Annotated in this window: 17 protein-coding genes; 8 read left to right on the top strand and 9 right to left on the bottom strand. The window is 61.5% G+C overall.

Annotated elements, in window-relative coordinates:
• Nucleotides 1-64: 64 nt before the first annotated feature.
• Entirely contained in the window at nt 65-262 is a 198-nt protein-coding gene (locus MESS2_RS32345; protein ID WP_008875618.1) for a hypothetical protein, read from the top strand.
• A gap of 214 nt (nt 263-476) precedes the next feature.
• Here MESS2_RS32345 and MESS2_RS16935 read toward each other — a convergent pair whose 3' ends face one another.
• The 3 genes from MESS2_RS16935 to MESS2_RS16925 all read right to left on the bottom strand — a co-directional run bounded on the left by MESS2_RS16935 (nt 477) and on the right by MESS2_RS16925 (nt 3,801).
• Complete coding sequence (locus MESS2_RS16935) at nt 477-2,189, bottom strand: diguanylate cyclase domain-containing protein (protein WP_341872364.1); 1,713 nt, start codon at nt 2,187-2,189, stop codon at nt 477-479.
• 428 nt (nt 2,190-2,617) lie between these two features.
• Nucleotides 2,618-3,094, bottom strand: a complete 477-nt coding sequence (locus MESS2_RS31170) for a DUF995 domain-containing protein (protein ID WP_008875615.1) — start codon at nt 3,092-3,094, stop codon at nt 2,618-2,620.
• A gap of 92 nt (nt 3,095-3,186) precedes the next feature.
• Nucleotides 3,187-3,801 carry a TetR/AcrR family transcriptional regulator gene (locus MESS2_RS16925; protein WP_008875614.1) on the bottom strand — a complete coding sequence of 205 codons (615 nt, stop codon included), beginning with the start codon at nt 3,799-3,801 and terminating at the stop codon, nt 3,187-3,189.
• A 91-nt stretch (nt 3,802-3,892) separates the two neighbouring features.
• On the opposite strand from MESS2_RS16925, the gene MESS2_RS16920 reads away from it, so the two are divergent.
• The 5 genes from MESS2_RS16920 to MESS2_RS16900 are packed head-to-tail and all read left to right on the top strand — an operon-like array spanning nt 3,893 to nt 8,426.
• A complete protein-coding gene (locus MESS2_RS16920) occupies nt 3,893-4,963 on the top strand; it encodes a polyamine ABC transporter substrate-binding protein (RefSeq protein ID WP_008875613.1) in 1,071 nt (356 codons plus the stop codon).
• 9 nt (nt 4,964-4,972) lie between these two features.
• The gene (locus tag MESS2_RS16915) at nt 4,973-5,818 is read left to right on the top strand and encodes an ABC transporter permease (RefSeq protein WP_008875612.1); all 846 of its coding nucleotides are present in this window, start codon (nt 4,973-4,975) and stop codon (nt 5,816-5,818) included.
• 1 nt (nt 5,819) lies between these two features.
• Nucleotides 5,820-6,602 carry an ABC transporter permease gene (locus MESS2_RS16910; RefSeq protein WP_008875611.1) on the top strand — a complete coding sequence of 261 codons (783 nt, stop codon included), beginning with the start codon at nt 5,820-5,822 and terminating at the stop codon, nt 6,600-6,602.
• The gene (locus MESS2_RS16905) at nt 6,599-7,663 is read left to right on the top strand and encodes an ABC transporter ATP-binding protein (protein WP_008875610.1); all 1,065 of its coding nucleotides are present in this window, start codon (nt 6,599-6,601) and stop codon (nt 7,661-7,663) included. The genes MESS2_RS16910 and MESS2_RS16905 overlap by 4 nt, the downstream gene beginning before the upstream one ends.
• A 1-nt stretch (nt 7,664) precedes the next feature.
• Nucleotides 7,665-8,426 carry an MBL fold metallo-hydrolase gene (locus tag MESS2_RS16900; protein WP_008875609.1) on the top strand — a complete coding sequence of 254 codons (762 nt, stop codon included), beginning with the start codon at nt 7,665-7,667 and terminating at the stop codon, nt 8,424-8,426.
• Between the two features lie 37 nt (nt 8,427-8,463).
• Here MESS2_RS16900 and MESS2_RS16895 read toward each other — a convergent pair whose 3' ends face one another.
• Nucleotides 8,464-9,435, bottom strand: a complete 972-nt coding sequence (locus MESS2_RS16895) for an NAD-dependent epimerase/dehydratase family protein (RefSeq protein WP_040593354.1) — start codon at nt 9,433-9,435, stop codon at nt 8,464-8,466.
• 614 nt (nt 9,436-10,049) lie between these two features.
• Here MESS2_RS16895 and MESS2_RS16890 point away from each other — a divergent pair.
• Complete coding sequence (locus tag MESS2_RS16890; RefSeq protein ID WP_008875606.1) at nt 10,050-10,823, top strand: NAD kinase; 774 nt, start codon at nt 10,050-10,052, stop codon at nt 10,821-10,823.
• Nucleotides 10,824-11,013: 190 nt separating this feature from the next.
• Nucleotides 11,014-12,609 (top strand): DEAD/DEAH box helicase, encoded by a 1,596-nt coding sequence (locus MESS2_RS16885; RefSeq protein WP_008875605.1) that lies wholly within the window; start codon nt 11,014-11,016, stop codon nt 12,607-12,609.
• Between the two features lie 75 nt (nt 12,610-12,684).
• Here MESS2_RS16885 and MESS2_RS16880 read toward each other — a convergent pair whose 3' ends face one another.
• The 5 genes from MESS2_RS16880 to MESS2_RS16860 all read right to left on the bottom strand — a co-directional run bounded on the left by MESS2_RS16880 (nt 12,685) and on the right by MESS2_RS16860 (nt 18,579).
• Nucleotides 12,685-13,335: a YiaD family glycine zipper/OmpA-like lipoprotein gene (locus MESS2_RS16880; RefSeq protein WP_008875603.1), complete on the bottom strand. Its 651-nt coding sequence runs from the start codon at nt 13,333-13,335 to the stop codon at nt 12,685-12,687.
• A gap of 158 nt (nt 13,336-13,493) precedes the next feature.
• Nucleotides 13,494-13,862: a GFA family protein gene (locus MESS2_RS16875; protein WP_008875602.1), complete on the bottom strand. Its 369-nt coding sequence runs from the start codon at nt 13,860-13,862 to the stop codon at nt 13,494-13,496.
• A gap of 113 nt (nt 13,863-13,975) precedes the next feature.
• Complete coding sequence (locus tag MESS2_RS16870) at nt 13,976-14,368, bottom strand: hypothetical protein (protein ID WP_008875601.1); 393 nt, start codon at nt 14,366-14,368, stop codon at nt 13,976-13,978.
• 344 nt (nt 14,369-14,712) lie between these two features.
• A protein-coding gene (gene prfB / locus MESS2_RS16865) for a peptide chain release factor 2 (RefSeq protein ID WP_157357745.1) occupies nt 14,713-15,844 on the bottom strand; the annotation gives its coding sequence in 2 pieces (ribosomal slippage) (nt 14,713-15,777 and nt 15,779-15,844; 1,131 coding nt in all).
• A 278-nt stretch (nt 15,845-16,122) separates the two neighbouring features.
• Complete coding sequence (locus MESS2_RS16860) at nt 16,123-18,579, bottom strand: penicillin-binding protein 1A (protein ID WP_008875598.1); 2,457 nt, start codon at nt 18,577-18,579, stop codon at nt 16,123-16,125.
• Between the last annotated feature and the right edge of the window lie 152 nt (nt 18,580-18,731).

Raw genomic sequence — 18,731 nt, 5'->3', positions numbered from 1 at the left:
TAGCAATCGCTCAATTTAGCGGGCTGACAATATCCGTGCGGCGGCCAAACCAATAGGTGTTGTCATGCGAAGCGACTTCGCGGCAGCGCGCGAGCTTTTGGAGTGTGCGCAAAACCGCCTCTGCGGCCTCGACGAAACAAGCCAGAGCGTCAGCCAGGCACTCGACGCGCTGATCGAGGAAATAGCCATCGCCGAATTCCGGAAGGCGCCGGTGACGATCGTGCCGTTTCCCCGCGCGCGGCCGCCCAGGCATGCTCGCTAGAATCGGGATTAAGCCCACTTGATGGGAAGCCGTGGAGTGGCTCGCGCGTTCGCGCCTTACGTTTCTCGGGGTGTATAGGCGTATCGTGGTTCACGCGAAGAACGCTGTGCCATCGGAGTGTTTTGACGTCGGCGCGCCAGTATTCGGCCGACCCGTCGATGTCGCGGCACCATGCCGATCCTTTGCTGAGGCGCGAGCCGGACTAAACGCGTCGTTACCCGCGTCGAGCGGCTGTCGTCGCAACCGCATTTGGGTCATAGGCTTTCCAGGTGCCCCGGCCTCTTGCCTTGGCCTGATAGAGCGCCTTGTCGGCATTCTTGAGCAGGCCGTCCGGGTCTGCCTGATCCCCGGGAAAGACGGTATAGCCGATGGATCCGCCGGGAAGCAGGGTGACGTCGTCCATCTTCAGCGGCTGCGACAAGTTCTTCATGATCCGTGTCGCCAGGCTGACGTCGCCGGTGCCGTCCGTGGGACCATACATCAGCACGGCGAATTCATCGCCACCCAACCTGGCAACCATGTCACCGCGCCTGATTGATTTCTCTAGACGTCGTGCAATCTCGACCAGAAGCATGTCTCCCACGGCATGTCCGAAATTGTCGTTGACCTCCTTGAAGCGGTCGAGGTCGAGAAGCATGACGACAAGCTCGCCGCCCTCCGACCGCGCCTTGTCGACCAGCCTGTTGAGTTCGCGGTTGAAGAAGGCGCGGTTTGGCAAGCCGGTGAGAGGATCATGCAGCGCCTGGCGTTCGAGACTCTTCTCGAAACTGCGCCGCTCCGTCACATCCGAGATCGTCTGCACCGTGCAGCCATTGGCCAAGACCTTGGTGCGCGAGGCAAATACTCTGCCGTTACCGAGTTCGATCAGTTTCTCACCGTCCTCCCGGAGCGTCGCGAGTTTTTCAGCAAGATGATCGTCCAGGCTTTTGCGAGGACCAAGCGGCTCCTCACGAAGTTTGACCGACGCTCGGATGATATCGGCGAAGCTGGAACCCGGCTTCCGCAGATGTGCCGTGAGGGGAAACAATTCCCGAAAACGATTGTTGCAGAACAGAATGGTGCCATCCGGATCGTACATCGCCAGCCCATCATTCATGTGCTCAAGCGCCTGATCCAGATAGGCCTGGGTCTCTTCGAGCCTTGTTTGCAACGTCCTGCGCAGCGTGACATCGCGATTGTGCGTGATCAGCCCGATGACATCGCCCAGATCGTTCGTCATCGGGGCCTTCAAGGTCGACAGCCAACCGGTCGAGCCATCGGCAAAAATGCCTGGCTGCTCGATGGTCGCATGCTTTCCCTCCCGCAGCACCGCCAGTTCGTCGTCACGAAACTTTTTCGCGAGTTCCGGCGGAAAGAAATCGAAATCGGTTTTGCCGAGGAGATCGTCCGCGCTCGCCGCTCCCATCAGTTTCGCGGTGGCTGGATTTGCCGCCAGAAACCGGCCGTCGATACCTTTGATGTTCAGGCAATCCGGCAAGGCATCGACCATGGAGCGAAAAAGCTGGTTGGCGACGGACAGCTCGCGGCGCCTCATTTCCTGCAGAAGCAGAGCGCCCAGAAGCAGGGTGGCGACAAACGCCAGCAAAACACGCTGCCAAAGCTGCGCTATCAGAACAGCCTGCTTTTCCATGGGCAGCGTCAGCACAACCAGGGAACTGAAAGACGCGACCGCGGCAGCCATGAGCATGAGATCCAGGTATCGGATGCGCCGGGATCCACGCAGAGCATAGCCAACCAACCCAATGGTCGTCGCAATCATGATGCTCAAAACGCCCGAGAAGACTGCTCCGCCGAGATACAGGCGATACATCAAGGCCGCCCCGGCTGCCATGACAGCGGCGGGCACGCCGCCGAAAAAGCCCGTCACGGCGATCAATGGCCCACGAAAATCATTGTAGACGCCGGGGGATGCCTCGAAGGCCATCATCATCGAGCCGATGGTGCCCGCAGTCATTACAGCGCCAAACAGCAGCTTCTGGCGTGTCTCGTTCAACCGGGCCACGAAATCGCCGACAGAACTCCAGGCAACCAGCATGACAGCAGAGGCGGCAAGATTTGCGAAAAGAGGTTGCCAGATAGCCACCAGGGGACCTTTCGGCATAAAGACCGGATGGCATTGTCGACGGCGGCGAATTTCTGATTGGTTACTTCGACTTATTTATTTGATTGAATGGTGAATTTTATCGCCTATGGCGAGTCAGCGGCGGTAGAGAGAGAGAGAGAGAGAAGGGACTGAGATGCTAAATGTCTTGCCGAGTGCGCACTTCGGGCGCGTGACTAGAGTCACTGCTGCTCAAGCCTGCAGCTTCGCTAGCGGCAATTAGCTGTGGCGGAATACGACATCCATAGGTCGGCTTATGATTTAGTCAGTTTCGCGTATTCCTTGGATACCTTGTCTCCGGCTTTCAGGCTCTTCAACTCGCCTTGGTAATAATCATCCTTCTTGGGTTTGGAGCCATCATAGCGGGTCGACCATAACGTCCAGATCTTCTTTCCGTCCTTGTACCACTGCCAGCAATCGGACGCTTTACCGGTATCGGCCGACTTGATCGACTTCCAGGCAACTTTCATGCAATTTCGATTTGAAGAAACACTCCAACTGCCTGAAAAAGTAACCTTCCCCTTTGTATTGTAACCGATGACACTCCCGTCCGGAGCAAAGAAAGCGCGAGCGTCGTCCCAGACAGCGGACTTTCCTGAATAGACGGCACGCAATTCATCCGCCGACATAGGTTTGGCGGTCTTGGGCAAATTGTCGGCCGATGCGGCCGATACCTGCGCTGCCAGAATCGAGACCAAAATAGGGAATGCTGCTGAACGAATCCGTCTCATAACGCTACTCCCCCTCGTTGATTGTCGTTCGGTACCTCCATCGAGCAAGCACTTTAGATTATTCTAAACAACGGTCAACTAATTAGACCTTCTCAAACCGCAATCGCCGCTACCAAAATCCTATTCTGCCGGCGTATCGCCGCGCGCAACTCCGCGATCCTCGCTTCGTCGCGTTTCACGAATTCGATGAACATCATGTTCATGTTGTTGAAGATGAGTTCGCCGAGTGCCGGGCCGTCGATATCGCGGCGCACCAGGCCGACCTCTTGCAGCCGGACGATCAGCGCGCGTATCTGCTCGGTCAGCGTCCGGTCGAGCCCGGTATAGGCCTGGCCGAAAGGACTGTCGGGAAGCTGCGTCGAGATCGCCATCGCCTGGCGCCACATCTCCTTGCTGAGATAGTGCAGCGAATGCTCGATATAGATGCCGAGCAGCGTGTCCAACGCGTCGCCGACATTGGCCGGCGGGTTGGATACGACGCCGCGCCCGGCGTTGAGCACCTCGTTGACCTCCATCGAGACGATGGCGCCGAGGATGTCGCCCTTATTCTCATAGTAATTGTAGATAGTGCCGACCGAGACCTCGGCCTGCGCCGCGATCGTCTCGATCTTGGCGCCTTCATAGCCGGCCTCGCGGAAAAGATCCGCCGCCGCCTCGATGATGCGACGGTGCCGGTCCGCCTTTTGTCTTGCCCGCAATCCACTCATATCGGCTGTTTGCCACAAAAACAGAATTGACTCAATTTTAGAATTGGTTCAATTTTTTGCAACAAGCCACAAAGGCAAGGGAGAACACTCGATGTCCAGCAATCTAACGTGCATTCTGAAATCACATCTGCGCGCGGCAACCGCGGCCGCGGCGCTGCTGCTCGCGACCGGCGCCCAGGCCGCGGATCTCAACGCGCTGATCTGGTGCGATCATGCCGACCCGGCGCTGCTGCAGCCTTTCGAGGAGGCCAATGGCGTCAAGGTCAATGTCAAGGAGTTCGAAGGCACCGGCGCTGGGCTGGCCATCGTCGAACAGTCGCAACCCGGCGACTGGGACGTGATGGTGATCGACAGCATCGACATTCCGCGCGGCGTCGAAAAGGGTCTGTTCGAGCCTCTGCCCGAAGACAAACTGCCTGTCGCCGACCTCTTTCCCGAGGTGAAGATGGACGGCTCCACCGTCGTCGGCGGCAAGCGCTACGGCATCACCGAAAAGTTCGGCTACAACACCATCGGCTACAACAAGACCAAGGTCGATCCGGCCGACATGCAGTCGATGGCGGCGCTTACCGGCGACAAATACAAGGGCAAGATCGCCATCTACGACTATTATCTGCCGGTCATCGGCATGGCGGCACTGGCGATCGGCAAGAAAACGGCGGAGCTGACCGAAGCCGACCTGCCCGCCATCAAGGCCGAACTGCTCAAGATGAAGGCCAACGCCAAGCTGGTCGGGGAAGTGACCGCCAGCCAGACGGCACTCGCCACCGGCGAGGTCGACATACTCGTCGGCGGTGGCGAATGGGTGACGGCGGGGCTGGCCAAGGAAAACCCGGCGCTTGACTTCTCGATCCCGAAAGAGGGTGCGGTGCTCTGGTCGCAGTCGCTGGCCATGTTCAAGGATTCAGAGAACAAGGACATGGCGCTGAAGTTCATCCAGTACATTATGAGCCCGGAAGGCCAGGCGCGGCTTGCCACCTCCTCCTGCTACTGGGGCATGCCGGCGAACAGCAAGGCGGCGCTCACCGACGACCAGAAAAAGATCCTGCGCTTCGACGAGCAGCCTGGCTTTCTCGCCCGCGCCCAGTCCTACCCAGCGCCGAACGCCGATCTCGACAAGAAGATGCAGGACGTCTGGACCGAAATGCTGCAGGCGCAGTAGACGGCCGTCGTGGGCGTCACCGCGAACAATTCGCGTGCCCTGCCCTGGGCGCTGGTCACGCCGGCGCTCGGCTGGACGCTGCTGTTCTTCGTGCTGCCTTTCCTGGCCATGGGGCTTTCAAGCCTCACGGCGCATGAAGGCGGCAGCTTCACGCTCGCCAACTACAGCCAGTTCCTCACCGATCCGTCCTATTGGCGCGCGATGGTCAATTCGCTTGAGGTGACGGCCATCGTCACTGTGATCTCGGTGCTGCTCGCCTACCCCTTCGCCTGGATCCTCGCCGAACAGGTGCCGGAACGCTGGCAGCGGCTGGCGCTGATGCTGGCCGTGCTGCCGTTCTGGACTTCTTACGTCGTGCGTTCTTATTCCTGGCTGCTGGTGCTGTCGCAGAACGGCGTCATCAACCGGGCGCTGACCAATCTCGGCCTGGTTGCCGAGCCGCTGCAGCTTGCCAATACGCGCTTCGCCACCGTCACCGGCTTCGTGCATTTCTTCGTCATGCTGTTGACGCTGACGATCTTCGCCAATCTGAAACAGCTCAGCCCGAGCTACCGCAAGGCCGCCGCCGATCTCGGCGCGGGGCCGGTACGCACCTTCCTGCATGTCGTGCTGCCGCTGACACTGCCGGGGATCATGGTCGGCGCCTTCCTCACCTTCGTGCTCTGCATCGGCGACTACATCACGCCGCAGATCCTGGGCGGTAACAATGAGCTTTTGATGCCGCAGCTGGTGATGATGCAGATCGGCCGGCGCGGCGACTTTCCTCTCGCCTCGGCGCTGTCGATCATCCTGATGGCGGTTGTCACCGTCGCCTATCTCGCCTGCGCCCGCTGGCTGAAGATCGAGCGGGCCTGAGATGCGCGTTCTTGTCCGTATCGCTTCCTGGCTCTACGCGCTTGCCGTCTACGGCTTCATCTTCCTGCCGGTGGTCGTGCTGGTGTTGTTTTCGCTGCAGGCGACATCGTTTCCGATCCCGCCCTTCACCGGCCCCTCGCTGCGCTGGTACGACGCGGTGCTTTCCGACACGCGGCTGACCTCGGCGTTGGTCAACTCGCTTCTCGTCGCCGTGCTCTCCTCGCTCGCCGCCGTCACGCTCGGCTTCCTCTCCGCCTGGGGGTTTGCCCGCTTTACGTTGCCTGGCTCGGCCCTGCTGCGCGGGTTGATCACGCTGCCACTGACCGTCAGCTACCTCATCATCGGCATGGGGCTGCTGGTGCTGTTCAACTGGGCCGGCGTGCCGAAATCGCTGCTGGCGGCCGGCATCGGCCACGTCGTGATCAACCTGCCGCTCTGCTTTGCCATCATCTACAGCCAGATGGGCGACCACCAGATCAATATCGAGCGCGCCGCGCGCGACCTCGGCGCGCCCGAATGGAAGGTGCTGCTCTTGATCACCGTGCCTGTCATGGCGCCTGCGATCTTCGCCGGTTTCTTCCTGTCGATGACCTTCTCCTGGGACGAGTTCGTGATCTCCTTCCTGTTGACCCGCTTCGATACGACGCTGCCTGTCGAGATCTGGAACCTGCTGCGCTCCGGTCTCAATCCCAAGACCAACGCCATCGGCTCGCTGGTCTTTGCCGTCTCCATCGTGCTGGTGGTGCTGTTCGAACTGACGCTGTTGCGGAGGAAGCCGGCATGAACGCGCCCCTGGTCGATATAAGCTCTGTCTCGCACCGCTTCGGCCAGCAGACGGTGCTGAAGAACGTCTCGCTGCAGATCGAACCGGGCAGCTACACCATCCTGCTCGGCCCCTCGGGTTCCGGCAAGACGACGCTGCTTTCCATTCTCGGCGGCTTTGTCAGCCCAAGCGAAGGCAAGGTGTTCATACGCGGCGAGGACTGCACGTCCGTGCCGCCGGCGAAGCGCCCGACGACCACGGTGTTTCAGGACTATGCGCTGTTCCCGCATATGAGCGTCGGCGCCAATGTCGGCTTCGGCCTGCGCATGCAAGGCGTCGATGGCGCGACGCGCGCCGCCAAGGCGCGCGAGGCGCTGGCGCTGGTCGGCCTGGCGTCCGCCTTCGACAAGAAGCCGCACCAGCTCTCCGGCGGCCAGCGGCAGCGCGTGGCGCTGGCCCGCGCGCTGGTCGTCGAACCGGCGGTGCTCTTGCTCGACGAGCCGCTCGGCGCGCTCGACCTTAAGCTGCGCCGGCAGATGCAGGACGAGCTGAAGGCGATCCAGAAGCGGGTCGGCACCGCCTTCATCCATGTCACCCACGACCAGGAAGAAGCGATGGCGCTGGCCGACCATTGCGTGGTGATGAATGACGGACGCATCGAAGACGAAGGCCCGCCGGAGCGCGTCTATGCGCGGCCGTCGACGCGCTTTTCCGCCACCTTCATGGGTGAAAGCACGATCCTGTCGGGAACCGTGACGGAGGCGAAGAACGGGACGATCTCGGTCGCGACGCCAGCCGGCGCGATCATGTTGCCCGGCACCTTGCAGCCCGGCGCGAAAGTCGCGCTCGCCGTCCGGCCTGAGCATCTCGTCCTTGTCGCGGCTGGAGGCGCGGTTGCGCTCGGTACTGCCGAGGTAAGCGACGTCGTCTTCCAGGGCAGCTTCAAGCGCGTGCTGGCCACTTCCACCGTAGATCCGGCGCTTCAGTTCATTGCCAAGGCCCCGGCTTCGGCCTCCGTCCAGACCGGCGACAACGTTGCGGTTTCGTGCGACGCTGGCGATTTCATCCTGCTGACGCACTGATATGGACACGCTTCCGGTCATCGATGCTCCCAACTGGTACGAGACCATCCACATGAGTGACGGCGTGACGCTGATCCATGAGCCATGGATCAAGCCGTTCTTCCGTTGCAACATCTGGCATGTGCGCGGGCGCGATCGCGATCTTCTGTTCGATACTGGTCTCGGCCATTTCAGCCTCAGGCGCCATGTGCCGTTGGTGAGCGAGCGAAAGCTCGTGTGCGTGGCCAGCCACACCCATTTCGACCATATCGGCTGCCACCATGAATTCCCCGACCGCTGCGTGCATCCGGCCGAAGCGGAAATCCTCGCCGATCCGCGCAACGAATGGACGGTCGCCGACCGCTATGCGACCGACGAGATGTTCGATGGCATGCCGGAGGGTTGGGACACGGCGCGCTACCATATCCTGCCGGCGCCTGCCGGCCGTCTGCTCGAACAGGGCGACGTCGTCGATCTCGGCGACCGTGCCTTCGAGGTCATCCATACGCCAGGCCACTCGCCGGGCGGGATCGCGCTTTACGAGAGGAAGACCGGCGTCCTGCTCTCCGGCGACATCATCTATGATGGCCCGCTGATCGATGACGTCTATCATTCGGATATCGACGACTATCTCGCGACGCTGCTGCGCATGCGCGATCTCGATGTCTCTGTGGTGCATGGCGGCCATTTCCCAAGCTTCGGCAAGGTGCGCTACCGCCAGCTTGTCGACGAGTATCTCAGTCAAAAACGGCTGGCCGGCTGCCATCTGCCGCGGAACCAATAGGCAGCAGCCCGCAGACCTCCTGTCGCCGTATCAGGCGTCATTGAGCGCCCGGGGCAGCTTCGACAGCCGCAATCTCTTTCCGAACCCATTCCAGCGTGCGCTCGATGCCGTCCTGGTAGCCGGTCTTCGCCTCCCAGCCGGGCAGAACCCGCCTGGCCAGGGTTAGGTCCGGACAACGATTCGTCGGATCCTGAGGCAGTGGCGCATGGTGCTCGATGGAACTGCCCGGAACCAGCGAGCAGACGAATCTTGCGATCTGCAGCACGGACACCTCGTTGTCGTTGCCGATGTTCAGCGGGCCTCGGTATGAGAGATCGTCGCGCCAGAAAAGCCGCTCCAGCCCGTCCACAATATCGTCGACATAGCCCCAGCTTCGCGATTGCGAACCGTCGCCGTAGACGGTCAGGATACCGGTTGTCACTGCTTGGTTTATGAAGTTCGAAATCGCGCGGCCGTCGTCAGTGCGGGTTCGCGGTCCATAGGTGTTGAAGAGCCTGGCCACGCGAATGTCGAGACCCTCGACACGTTGCGCCTCGAACAGCAGTGCCTCCGTGCAGCGCTTGCTCTCGTCGTATGACGATCTGGGTCCGGTGCAATCCACGGAGCCTCTGTAGCTCTCGGGCTGCGGCGAGATCAGCGGATCGCCGTAGACTTCAGAGGTCGAGGTGAAACAGAAGCGGCCGCCCGGCTTGAGCAGCGGCAGAAGATTGAGGGCGCCGCCGACATTGGCCTTGATGGTGCGGGCCGGCTCGCGCATGAACCAGGCTGGCGACGCAGGCGAGGCAAGGTGAATGATCTCGTCGAAGCGTCGATCGGAGCGGAAGCTCTCGACGTCCTGGATTTCCAGGCTCAGGCGCGGGTCGGCGATATGCGCGATGTTTTGCCGCGAGCCGGTCCACAGATTGTCGACGACAACCAAGGCCTCCAAATCGGCGCGCAGCAACAGGCGATCGATCAAGTGCGAGCCTATGAAGCCGCAGCCTCCTGAAACCAACACGCTGCCCGCCATGGAAACTTCAAGCCTCGACGTCAGGCCATCCAAGGCCATGTGTCTTTTTCCGCCACAGCGTTCATCTAGATCGCGACGGGCCGCAATTGCAATGAGCGACCTTGGCGCCTGAAGGAATTCATGCGGCGCGTTCAGGAGCCTGGCGAATTCACAGCGCCCTTTGCGGGCACGGTGTGCCGGCGGTGTCGCCGCAGCGTGAAGCCGTGGGCTGAGGCCTGAAACTCATTTCTTCGGACTGGCGCACTAGTTGAGCAAAAGCCAGGGCGAAACCTCCCAGCATCAGGAAGACGATAATCAGGCGTGCCAGTGGCAATAGATCGGCCTCGACTGGTTAGCCCCCACGCCGCCCGTCCAGTGCCGGCTAACATGACCGATCCGACTTTACGAGAGTTTAAGCCTGGCCTTAACCATCACATTCGCTTGTCCCGCGACACGATGCGCGAGCAATCGCCTAAAGCGTGTCGCGTTTGATCGGATCGATGCGACGCACTTTCGCTTTTGCGCGACATGCATTGGCGCCGCACTGGACGGGCAGCGCCTCCCTTTGCAGAAATGCCTGCCCATGCTACCCCGGCGCTGGCGCAGCCCCAGCAACCGGCCGCCATTCGGGAGCCATGAGCAAAGCCGCCAGTCCTTTCGCCTTCGTCTCATCCGGCACCGCCGACGCCAATGCGGCGCTGGAGAGCCTTTCGGCGCGCTATGGCCAGGCATCGGTCGAGAAGGCAGAGGTCATCGTTGCGCTGGGTGGCGACGGCTTTCTGCTGCAGACCTTGCGCGACACGATGAGCACGGGAAAGAAGGTCTACGGCATGAACCGTGGCACCATCGGCTTCCTGATGAACGAATACCGCGTCGGCGGCCTGGCGGAGCGCATCGCCGCGACTGTGGCCGAAACCATCCGTCCGCTGGAGATGCAAGCGGTGACGCATCAAGGCGAAACCGTCTCGGCACTGGCGATCAACGAGGTCGCGCTGTGGCGCCAGTCCTACCAGACGGCCAAGATCCGCATTACCGTGGACGGGCAGGAGCGGCTGGAGGAGTTGAACTGCGACGGCGTGATGATCGCGACGCCGGCCGGCTCGACCGCCTACAATCTGTCCGCGCACGGGCCGATCCTGCCGCTCGACGCGCCGCTGCTGGCACTGACCCCGGTCAGCCCGTTTCGTCCGCGCCGCTGGCGCGGCGCGCTGCTCTCCAACAAGGCGACCATACGCTTCGACATTCTGGAGCCGGAAAAGCGGCCGGTGAACGCCGCCGCCGACCACACCGAAGTCAAGGCGGTGACCTCGGTCACGGTCAGGGAATCACCGAACGCGACGGCGACGCTGCTGTTCGATCCCAACCATTCGTGGAACGAACGCATCCTTGCCGAGCAATTCCGCTATTGAGCCGGCGCATGCCCGCCATCATGATTAAGCCTTAGGATTAAGGTTACGACTTCACAATCGTGCTGCTCCCGCCTGTTTCTGTTGACAAATCGCGGGCTTCCGCCTATCGCAATGCACAATAACGCAGGCGCGTGGCGCTTGCCGCGACGGCTACCGTTGCGCCCCCGAACCAGCCAAAGACAGCCAACACTTGTCCTCAGACACTCAGATCGCTCATGAAGCGTTGACTTTCGCAGACCTTGGCCTGTCGCCAAAGGTTCTTTCCGCAGTCACCGATGCCGGATACACCCAGCCGACGCCAATCCAGGCTGGCGCCATCCCGCACGCCTTGCTTGGCAAGGACGTGCTGGGCATAGCCCAGACCGGCACCGGCAAAACGGCTTCCTTCGTGCTGCCGATGCTCACCCGGCTGGAAAAAGGCCGCGCCCGCGCCCGCATGCCACGCACGCTGATTTTGGAGCCGACGCGCGAGCTTGCCGCACAGGTCGAGGAAAACTTCGTCAAATACGGCAAGAACCACAAGCTCAACATCGCGCTTTTGATCGGCGGCGTGTCCTTCGACGAGCAGGACAAGAAGCTGGAACGCGGCGCCGACGTGCTGATCGCTACTCCCGGCCGCCTGCTCGACCATCGCGAGCGCGGAAAACTGCTGCTCAACGGCGTAGAGATTCTCGTTATCGACGAGGCCGACCGCATGCTCGACATGGGCTTCATCCCCGACATCGAGCGTATCTGCGAGATGATCCCGTTCACGCGCCAGACTTTGTTCTTCTCGGCGACGATGCCGCCGGAGATCACCAAGCTCACCGAAAAATTCCTGCATGCGCCGGTGCGCGTCGAGGTCTCGAAGGCCGCGTCCGCTGCCACCAATATCGTTCAGCGGCTAGTCAAGTCCGGCTCGAAGCCGTGGGACAAGCGCGAGACGCTGCGCAACCTGATCAAGGCCGAAGACGCCGAACTCAAGAACGCCATCATCTTCTGCAATCGCAAGGTCGAGGTCTCGGAACTTTTCCGCTCGTTGCTTAAGTATGATTTCGACGCCGGCGCGCTGCATGGCGACATGGACCAGCGCGCGCGCATGCAGATGCTGGCCAATTTCCGCGACGGCAAGTTGCGGTATCTCGTCGCCTCGGACGTCGCGGCGCGCGGCCTCGACATTCCCGATGTCAGCCATGTCTTCAACTATGACGTACCGATCCACGCCGAAGACTATGTCCATCGCATCGGCCGTACCGGCCGCGCCGGACGCTCGGGAAAATCCTTCACCATCGCCACCAAGTCGGACACCAAATACATCGACGCCATCGAGCGACTGATCGGCACCAAGATCGAGTGGCATGACGGCGATTTGTCGACGGTGGTCGCCAGCGAAGGCGAGGACGAAGCGCCGCGTCGTGGCCGTGGCGCGCCGCGCCGCGCCGGCCGCAAGGACGACGACCGCAAGGATAGGGGCGAGCGCAAGCCACGCGAGCGCCGTGCCGGGCACAGCGAAGAAGCGGCACAGGAAGCCACGCGCGAGGAACAGCCTGATGTGGCCGAGGCGGCGGTCGCCGATATCGGCGAGCGGCGCGCGCGCAAGGAAGCGATCCGTTCGGAAAACAACGAACGCCAAGCTTCACCTGAACGGAAGGCTCCGTCCGACCGCAGTGCGCAGCGGACGCCGGAACGTGGCGACACCAAGCCGCAGCGCGACCGCCCTGCCCGCCACCGTCAGGAAGACAATGACGCGACCGTCGGCTTCGGTGACGACATGCCAGCCTTCATGCGGATCGTCGCCAAGGTCTGACACCAGCACCGCGCGTCCTTTGGACGCCCAACAAAACGGCCCCTTCCGGGGCCGTTTTCGTTCTGTCGGCTTTGCTCAGGTGAGCGGCGAAAGCTGGATCTCGACGCGGCGGTTCTGCGCCCGGCCCTCGGTGGTGGCATTTGAGGCGATCGGGCGCGTCTTGCCGAAGCCGGTGACAGCGAAGCGGCGGGAATCGACGCCCTGCCCTGACAGATAGTTGGCCACCGCCAAAGCGCGGCGCTGCGACAGGTCGAAATTGTACTCGGCGCTGCCGGTAGAATCAGTGTGGCCGAATACGTCGACCGTGGTCTGCTTGAACTTCTTCAGCACAAGCGCCACCGAATTCAGGACGGGATAGAAGCCAGGCTTCACCGCATCCTGGTCGACGTTGAAGGTGATGTCGGACGGCATGTTGAGGATGATCTGGTCGCCGGTGCGGGTGACGCTGACGCCGGTTCCCTCAAGTTGCCGGCGCAGTTCCGCCTCGTTCTGGTCCATGGTGGCGCCGATGGCGCCGCCGGCAAGCGCACCGATACCGGCACCGATCAGTGCATTGCGGCGATCATTGCCGCCGGCGAGCAGGCCGACGCCCGCGCCGGCCAGCGCGCCGAGACCGACGCCGGCCGCGGTGTTGGAGATCTTCTGATCACCAGTATAGGGATCGGTGGTGGTGCAGGCGCTCACGAGTACAGCCGTCGCCACAACGACGAGCACAGTCTTTTTCATTGGGGTCGTCCCTCTCCAAACCGCGGTCACGCCGAAGGCGCGCCAAATCAGCCCTTCCTGCCTCGTTGTAGCATGAAATGCGGCGAAAAGCGGAACGGGAAAAGCGGCTGGCCATGGCTTTTCCCGCTCAATCCACGGCCGCTGCGTCAGGCGATCGGCTACCAGAGATTCTTACCGTCGATGATGACGACTTCGACCTTGTCGAGGTCGAAGTCGTCGAACAGGCGCGAGTTCACACTGACCTTGGGATTGTCGAAATCCGGCTTGCCGGTTGACCAGTCCGGCGTTTCGGTGAAAGTGCCGCAGCCGCAGGTGGCGCAGAATCCATGCTTTACGGTCTTCGATCCCCACCGATAGAAGGAAACATTCTCGATCGGGCTGGTGAGCTTGAACTGCGATGGGGTGTAGTAGGCCCACAACGAACCGCGCTTCGAGCAGAAGGAACAGGTGCATTGCGTTACGGTTTGCGGTGCTTGCGAAACCTCGAATGTCGTCGCTCCGCAGTGGCAGCTTGCCTTGATGACCATGAAAAAGTCCCTCGTGCTTGTCCGCCGCACCCGAGGCGACAAGGCACCATAGACGAGCCTTGCTGACAACCCTCCGTCAACAGCCCGTCACCGACGAAATCCGCCTGATGTGTTCAGTAGGAGCGCGGCGGCACGAACAGGCAGATGGTCTTGCCGGCGTCGAGACCGGCCTGACGAGCGCACCAGTGGAACTCGCCATCCGGGCTGTCCTTGACGCGCTTGTCGGTCATGGGAACAACCTCACCCGTGCCGGCAATCACGTAGCCCTCAGGTTTTTCCAAGACTTCGCCTGTATTGGCCGTGCGGCAATCATAGCTCGCACAGCAGGCGAGTGGATAACTCCAGCCTTGCGGCATCGCAGCGGTCGGCTCGGCATCGTGTGCAAACGCAGGCGCCGTCAGCACCACGATCGCTCCGGTCGTGAACAAGTAGAACAGGAATCGGGAAAACAGCAGCCGGCCCGCCGTTTGTACGGTTGAAGCCGATCGGGTCATTGAAGCAGGCATGGGCGCAGTCCTATCAAACGAGTTATCAAGCGTTTCGCTTGCCCGCCCGGAACGTGTCTTCCCAGTGGCCGGATCGTCAGGTCGCAGATACGCCGCGTCCGGCCATAAATGCTTTTTCTCCCAAGCCTTGATGCTGGGCTGATTCCTTGGCCGGCGCAAGAAATTGCTGATACTCAGCCAAATAACCGACTGCGCATCAATTCCGCAAACCGCAAACGGTTCCAGGAGGGATCGCGCACGAATGATAAAATATTAGAACACCCTGTTATAAGTCGTTTTTCGACATTCGGCTCCAAATCTGGAACCGAGTCGGCCTGCTCAACGACATGGCGGCGCACCAGCCGTCAATCGATGTCAGCCACCACTTCGCCGGCGCCGCCCTCGATGCGCTGCGACAGCGAGGCTTCCATGAAATCGTCGAGGTCGCCATCCAGCACGCTCGACGGGCTTGTGCTCTCGACGCCGGTGCGCAGATCCTTCACCAACTGATAGGGCTGCAGCACGTAGGAGCGGATCTGGTGGCCCCAGCCGATGTCGCTCTTCGACGCTTCGGTGGCATTGGCCACCGCCTCGCGCTTCTTCAGCTCTTCCTCGTAGAGCCGCGAGCGCAGCATCTCCCATGCCTTCGCCTTGTTCTTGTGCTGGGAGCGTTCGGCCTGGCAGGCGACCGCAATGCCGGTGGCGAGATGTGTGATGCGGACCGCCGAATCGGTGGTATTGACGTGCTGGCCGCCCGATCCGGATGAGCGGTAGGTGTCGATGCGGACATCGGATTCGGAAACGTCGATCTCGATCGTGTCGTCGATGACCGGATAGACCCAGACGCTGGCGAAAGACGTATGACGGCGCGCATTGCTGTCATAGGGCGAAATGCGCACGAGACGGTGGACGCCGGATTCCGTCTTCAGCCAGCCATAGGCGTTATGGCCCTTGATCAGCAGCGTGGCGGACTTGATGCCGGCCTCTTCGCCGTCATGCACTTCCAGCACCTCCACCTTGAAGCGGCGCCGCTCTGCCCAGCGCGTGTACATGCGCAGAAGCATCGAGGCCCAGTCCTGGCTCTCGGTGCCGCCCGCGCCGGCATGGATTTCGAGATAGGTGTCGTTGGCGTCCGCCTCGCCCGAAAGCAGCGTTTCGATCTGGCGGGCCTTTGCTTCGCCGCGCATCGAACGGATCGAAGCTTCAGCCTCGGCGACGACGCTCTCATCGCCCTCTTCCTCGCCAAGCTCGATCAGGCCTACATTGTCGTCCAGCGCTTGAGTGAGACCTTTGACCGCTGCGATGCCTTCCTCGAGGCCCTGGCGCTCGCGCATCATCTTCTGCGCTTCCAGAGGTTCGTTCCAGAGGCTTGAATCCTCGGCGCGCACATTCAGGTATTCAAGCCGCTTTATGGCCTGATCCCAGTCAAAGATGCCTCCTCAGCAGGGTTATCGCCTGCCTGATTTCGTCGACGATGTTTTGCGTTTCCGCGCGCATGGCTGCTCGTTCTGTCCTGTGCTTGAAATGGTGCCCTGTTGCTTAGAGACCGTTTGGAAATTCTACTCTGGCGGCCATCTGATGGCGTTTTCTGCGCTTCCGGTGCTCACGGACCCAAATGTCCGCTGCGCTCCGGTTCTCGAAACCACCACCATATGACTCGCCCGAGCGAATTTCGAAACAGTCTCTAAGATAGAGCTTGGGTCGGCGCGATACATAGGGGCGGCACCGCTGCCTGTAAAGCAGAATGGGCCGGCTCGAAGGCCGGCCCAGCGCCATTAGTAGAGGCCGCCGCCGCCTGACTGGATGGCCTGGTTGGCCTGTGGCGACAGCGACCCGCCAGAAGCGTTGGATCCGTCCGCACCCATGCCGATCACCCAATAGCTGTCGGCGGGACCGGTGCCCGGCTTGAAGGCTTCGATAATGGTGCCCGCGGCGTCCTCGCCGGCACGCATGCCGGTCTTGCGATTGATGGCGATCAGCTTCATGCCTTCGGGAACCTGGAAATCGACATTGGGCGTGCCGTCCAGCGCCACGCGCATGAAGTCCTTGAAGATCGGCGCGGCGAGGCCGCCACCGGTCGCGCCTTTGCCGAGACCTTTCGGCTGATCGTAACCCATATAAAGGCCGACGACGAGATTAGGCGTGTAGCCGATGAACCAGGCATCCTTCTCGTCGTTTGTCGTTCCGGTCTTGCCGGCGATGTGACGGCCGAGCTCGGCGATGGTGGCGCCGGTACCGCGCTCGACGACGCCCTCCATCATCGAAGTGATCTGATAGGCGGTCATCGGATCGAGCACCTGCTCGGAATTGTCGACCAGTTCCGGCTCTGGCTGGTTTTGCCATTCGGCAGCGTTGCAATTTTCGCAGCCGCGCTCGTCCTGCTTGAACACCGTCTTGCCGTAGCGGTCCTGGATGCGGTCGATCAGCGACGGTTTGATCGACTTGCCGCCATTGGCCATGATCGAATAGGCCGACACCATGCGCATCACGGTCGTCTCGCCCGAACCCAGCGCCATCGGCAGATACGGCGCCAGATTGTCATAGACGCCGAAGCGCTCGGCATATTCCACGACCAGCTTCATGCCCATATCGTTGGCAAGGCGCACCGTCATCAGATTGCGCGACTTCTCGATGCCGGACCGCAAGGTCGCCGGCCCCGCCACCGTTCCGTCGTAATTCTTCGGCGTCCAGGTCGTGTTGCCGCTCTGGATGGTGATCGGCCCGTCCATGATCACCGAGGCCGGCGTATAGCCGTTGTCGAGGGCGGCCGAATAGACTATCGGCTTGAACGATGAACCCGGCTGCCGCATGGCCTGCGTCGCACGGTTGAATTCGGACTGCGCGTAGGAGAAGCCGCCGACCATGGCCAGAACGCGGCCGGTGTGCGGATCCATGGCGATCATGCCGCCTTCCACTTCGGGAACCTGGCGCAGGCTGTAGGCGCTGTCCGAACCGTCGTTCTTCTGGACGAAGATGACGTCGCCCGGCTTCAGCACGTCCGCCGGCGATCTCGCCCTGACGGTCTTGCCATCGACCACATGACGCATGGCGAAGCTCATGTCCTCGCGGCTGACGGTGCCTTCGATGCGATCCTTCACCAGGTCGCCCGAGATCTGCCGCGTTGGCTGGAGGCCAATGGACAGGCCGCTTGCCGAACTGTCGAGAACGACCGCGAGCGACCATTCGGGCACGTCCTCCAGCCCCTTGACGTCGCCCAGCGCCACCCCCCAGTCGCCGGATACGTCAATAGTCGTCACCGGTCCGCGATAGCCGCGCAGCGTGTCGAACTTCATCAGGCCGTTCTGCATGGCCTTGCGGGCGATGAGTTGCATCTTCGGATCGAGGGTCGTGCGGACCGACAGGCCGCCCTCGTAGAGCGCGTTCTCGCCATAGCGCGCGATGATCTGGCGGCGCACTTCCTCGGTGAAATATTCGCCGGCGAACAGATAGGTGCCGGTGCGGCGCGGCGTGACGCCGAGCGGCTCGGCCTTGGCCTTCTCGCCCTCTTCTCGCGTGACGTAGCCATTGTCGACCATCTGGTCGATGACCCAGTTGCGGCGCTCGATGGCGCGGGCGGTATACTTGAAGGGATGGTAGTTGTTAGGCCCTTTCGGCAAGGACGCCAGATAGGCCGCTTCCGCCACGGTGAGCTCGTTCACCGACTTGTCGTAATAGGTAAGCGCGGCGCCGGCGACGCCATAGGCTCCGAAGCCGAAGAAGATCTCGTTGAGATAGAGTTCGAGAATCCGGTCCTTCGAATAGGCCTGCTCGATGCGGAAGGCGAGGATCATCTCCTTGATCTTGCGCTCGTATGTCTGATCCGAGGTCAACAGGAAATTCTTCGCCACCTGCTGGGTGATGGTCGAGGCGCCGACCTGGCGTTTGCCCGATCCGAAATTCTGCAGATTGACCAGGACCGCGCGGCCAAGGCCGGTCATGTCGATGCCGGGGTGGTTGTAGAAATTCTTGTCTTCGGCCGACAGGAAGGCCGCCTTGACGCGATCCGGAACCGCCTGGATCGGCAGATACAGGCGCCGCTCGCGCGCATATTCGGCCATCAGCGCGCCGTCCGACGCATGGATGCGGGTCGTCACCGGCGGCTCATACTTGGCCAGGACCTCGTAGTCGGGCAGACCCTTCGACAAATGGCTGATATAGATCGCCACGCCCGCCGCGACCAAAAGGGCCAGCGCGGTGCCGATGCCGAAGAAATAGCCAATGAGACGAATCATGCCCGCTCCAGTCCTTGGTTCGGGAATTTCCTAAACGAAGCCGCCTTTCGCGCAAGCTTTCGAGACGATCCCGATCCGCATTCGAAAACCCATGTCGCCACCATGTGGGTAAAATACGGCAGGCCAGGATTTCGGTTTCGAATACCTGATAT

It is taken from the genome of Mesorhizobium metallidurans STM 2683 (genome assembly GCF_000350085.1).
Lineage (GTDB): Bacteria > Pseudomonadota > Alphaproteobacteria > Rhizobiales > Rhizobiaceae > Mesorhizobium > Mesorhizobium metallidurans.
Note: the sequence above shows the minus strand (reverse complement) of the source record. Positions and strands in the feature narration are given on the sequence as shown.

Excerpts from the sequence above, each read along its gene's own strand:
- MESS2_RS16860 (WP_008875598.1), bottom strand. The coding sequence starts at position 18,579 with ATGATTCGTCTCATTGGCTATTTCTTCGGCATCGGCACCGCGCTGGCC.
- MESS2_RS16905 (WP_008875610.1), top strand. The coding sequence starts at position 6,599 with ATGAACGCGCCCCTGGTCGATATAAGCTCTGTCTCGCACCGCTTCGGC.
- MESS2_RS16895 (WP_040593354.1), bottom strand. The coding sequence starts at position 9,435 with ATGGCGGGCAGCGTGTTGGTTTCAGGAGGCTGCGGCTTCATAGGCTCG.
- MESS2_RS16935 (WP_341872364.1), bottom strand. The coding sequence starts at position 2,189 with ATGATGGCCTTCGAGGCATCCCCCGGCGTCTACAATGATTTTCGTGGG.
- MESS2_RS31170 (WP_008875615.1), bottom strand. The coding sequence starts at position 3,094 with ATGAGACGGATTCGTTCAGCAGCATTCCCTATTTTGGTCTCGATTCTG.
- MESS2_RS16890 (WP_008875606.1), top strand. The coding sequence starts at position 10,050 with ATGAGCAAAGCCGCCAGTCCTTTCGCCTTCGTCTCATCCGGCACCGCC.
- MESS2_RS16875 (WP_008875602.1), bottom strand. The coding sequence starts at position 13,862 with ATGGTCATCAAGGCAAGCTGCCACTGCGGAGCGACGACATTCGAGGTT.
- MESS2_RS16910 (WP_008875611.1), top strand. The coding sequence starts at position 5,820 with ATGCGCGTTCTTGTCCGTATCGCTTCCTGGCTCTACGCGCTTGCCGTC.
- MESS2_RS16870 (WP_008875601.1), bottom strand. The coding sequence starts at position 14,368 with ATGCCTGCTTCAATGACCCGATCGGCTTCAACCGTACAAACGGCGGGC.
- MESS2_RS32345 (WP_008875618.1), top strand. The coding sequence starts at position 65 with ATGCGAAGCGACTTCGCGGCAGCGCGCGAGCTTTTGGAGTGTGCGCAA.
- MESS2_RS16880 (WP_008875603.1), bottom strand. The coding sequence starts at position 13,335 with ATGAAAAAGACTGTGCTCGTCGTTGTGGCGACGGCTGTACTCGTGAGC.
- MESS2_RS16920 (WP_008875613.1), top strand. The coding sequence starts at position 3,893 with ATGTCCAGCAATCTAACGTGCATTCTGAAATCACATCTGCGCGCGGCA.
- MESS2_RS16900 (WP_008875609.1), top strand. The coding sequence starts at position 7,665 with ATGGACACGCTTCCGGTCATCGATGCTCCCAACTGGTACGAGACCATC.
- MESS2_RS16925 (WP_008875614.1), bottom strand. The coding sequence starts at position 3,801 with ATGAGTGGATTGCGGGCAAGACAAAAGGCGGACCGGCACCGTCGCATC.